The 2,518-nt window shown below is 51.1% G+C and carries 1 protein-coding gene; it reads right to left on the bottom strand.

Features of this window, described 5'->3' with window-relative positions; translation table 11 throughout:
* Positions 1 to 54 precede the first annotated feature (54 nt).
* Positions 55 to 2,103 carry a reverse transcriptase domain-containing protein gene (locus AC56K1_RS22925; protein ID WP_497160079.1) on the bottom strand — a complete coding sequence of 683 codons (2,049 nt, stop codon included), beginning with the start codon at positions 2,101 to 2,103 and terminating at the stop codon, positions 55 to 57.
* Positions 2,104 to 2,518 lie beyond the last annotated feature (415 nt).

Raw genomic sequence — 2,518 nt, 5'->3', positions numbered from 1 at the left:
AGCTTTGGTTCTAAACTATGCCAGTTCTGGGTCTTCGATCTGAGCTGACTTGATTCAGCTTAACAGAGTGGGCTCCATATGTACCTCACTCTGCACTGCTACTGCGTTTAGACATCCATCTGCTCCCTTGCGACTAAGTGCATCGGCCACAATATTTGCTCTGCCCGCATGGTAGTGAATCGTTAGGTCATAATCCTTCAGCAATTCTAGCCATCTGCGCTGACGCATATTCAACTCTTTCTGAGTGAAAAGGTATTGAAGGCTGCAATGGTCCGTATAGACTTCACACGGCTCACCGTACAGATAGTGCCGCCAGATTTTCAAGGCAAAAACTACAGCTGCCAGCTCCATATCGTGAGTCGGATAGTTCTGCTCGTGCGGCTTGAGTTGGCGTGACGCGTAAGCAATCACCTTATCATTCTGCATCAGCACACACCCCAATCCCGACTTGGAAGCATCACTATAGATTCGGAATCCTCCCGTCCCAGATGGAATGGCAAGTATAGGTGCAGAAACTAGTCTCCGCTTAAGTTCTTGGAAACTCCGCTCGCATTGGTCGTCCCACTCGAATTTGGCACCCTTGTGCGTGAGCTTGGTGAGTGGTGAAGCCAATTTGGCAAAGCCCTTCACAAAGCGACGATAGTATCCTGCTAGGCCAAGAAAACTGCGCACCTCTGTCGCCGTAGTTGGCTGCCTCCAACTAGACACTGCCTCGACCTTGTGTGCGTCAACCGATATGCCTTCTTTGGAAATCACATGGCCTAGAAACGACACTTGCCTCAGCCAGAACTCGCACTTCGTGAACTTAGCATAGAGCTTATTTTCCCTTAGTGTGTTCAGCATGATTCGAAGGTGTTCTGTGTGGTCCTGCTCGCTGCGCGAGTAGATCAGAATATCATCAATGAAGACTATTACGAACTGATCCAGATAGGGCTTAAAGACTCGGTTCATTAGGTCCATGAACGCAGCAGGGGCGTTCGAGAGTCCAAATGGCATCACGAGGAATTCGTAATGGCCATACCGCGTACGAAAAGCCGTTTTCGAGACGTCATCCGGTTTGATCTTCAATTGATGGTAGCCCGATCTGAGATCGATTTTAGAGAACACTTCGGCACCTTGGAGCTGATCGAATAGATCGTCGATGCGGGGCAGTGGATACTTATTCTTCACAGTGAGCCGATTCAGTTCTCGATAAACTATACACATCCGCATACTCCCATCCTTCTTCCTGACGAACAGCACGGGAGCACCCCATGGGGAAACACTAGGTCGGATGAAGCCCTTATCCAATAGCTCTTGCAGTTGACCCTTGAGTTCCCTTAGCTCTGATGGGGCCATTCGGTAAGGGGCTTTTGAGATAGATTCTGCTCCTGCGGCTAGATCTATGGTGAACTCTATCTCTCTGTCTGGGGGTAGACCGGGTAGATCTTCTGGGAACACATCGGTGAAATCTGCCACTACTGGGACCCGTTCTATCTGACTGTCCTTTGCACTGCTGTCCACTACTGCGGCTAGAAAGGCTGTGCAACCATTCCTTAATAGTCTTCTGACTTGCATCACTGACAGCAGCTTAGTCTCGGCTAGTTTCCGACGGCCCTCGAAGTGGAATCTGCCTTCACCCGGCGGCGAGAATTTCACTCTCTTCTGCCTGCAGTCGATCTGGGCATTGTGCCTGTGAAGCCAGTCCATCCCAAGGATCACATCGAAGTCTTGCAGATCCATTAGCACTAGGGTGGCCGATAGATCGCGTCCATTAATTGCCAAGGTTGGCCTACACACTGTCCCGGTCACGACCCGATCGCCAGTGGGGGTACTAACGATCAGATCAGAGTCCAGTAGCTCAGTAGCCCACTTATTCTTGGTGACTAGTTCTTTAGATATGAATGAATGTGATGCACCAGAATCGAATAGAGTAAACGCAGGGATAGTGTTAACATTTACCGTACCGGCGATTACTTCTGTAGCCGCATCTGCCTGCGCCCTGTTTAGTGAAAAAGCCTTGCCCGGAATCTGCGGTCTGTTCTGTGGCGGCCTTGGTCTTCCTTGCGCAACATTCTGATTCGGTCTCTGCTGAGCATTCGGATGATGGGTGTGGTTCGGCATGGCCGCATTACGATTGGGCTGGGGAGCAACAGCAATCGCAAGCGGTCTTGGTTGGGACGGCGGCATCATCCTTTGTAGCTGTGGGCACTCCGCCTTCTTATGGCCCTGTTGGCCACAGTGAAAGCACGCACCAGTCAACCATTGGCACTCTCCCGGGTGGAAATTGTGGCACGTAGCACAACGATCGGCTTCCGTTAGCTGTCTCGATTGCTTCCTTTGGTTCTGGAACGTCTGCGGCCTTTTCGCAGGAGGTCGGGCGTTAGGCACAGAAGGGTTCTTTCTTTTCAGTTCCCTGGCCTGAGTCGCATTATTCAACGCGGCCTCGACGCGCAAGGCAGTTTCCACCATTTTACCATAGTACGAGATGTCCTGGCTGGCCAACTGCGTTGATATATCGGGGTCCAGGCCTTCACAT

This window comes from Telluria sp. ZB4P37 (assembly GCF_059685855.1).
The sequence above is the reverse complement of the archived record's forward strand: the minus strand, read 5'-3'. Positions and strand labels throughout refer to the sequence as shown.

What these genes read in the sequence shown, in the direction of transcription:
- AC56K1_RS22925 (WP_497160079.1), bottom strand. Translation starts at nt 2,103, where the DNA reads ATGCCGAACCACACCCATCATCCGAATGCTCAGCAGAGACCGAATCAG.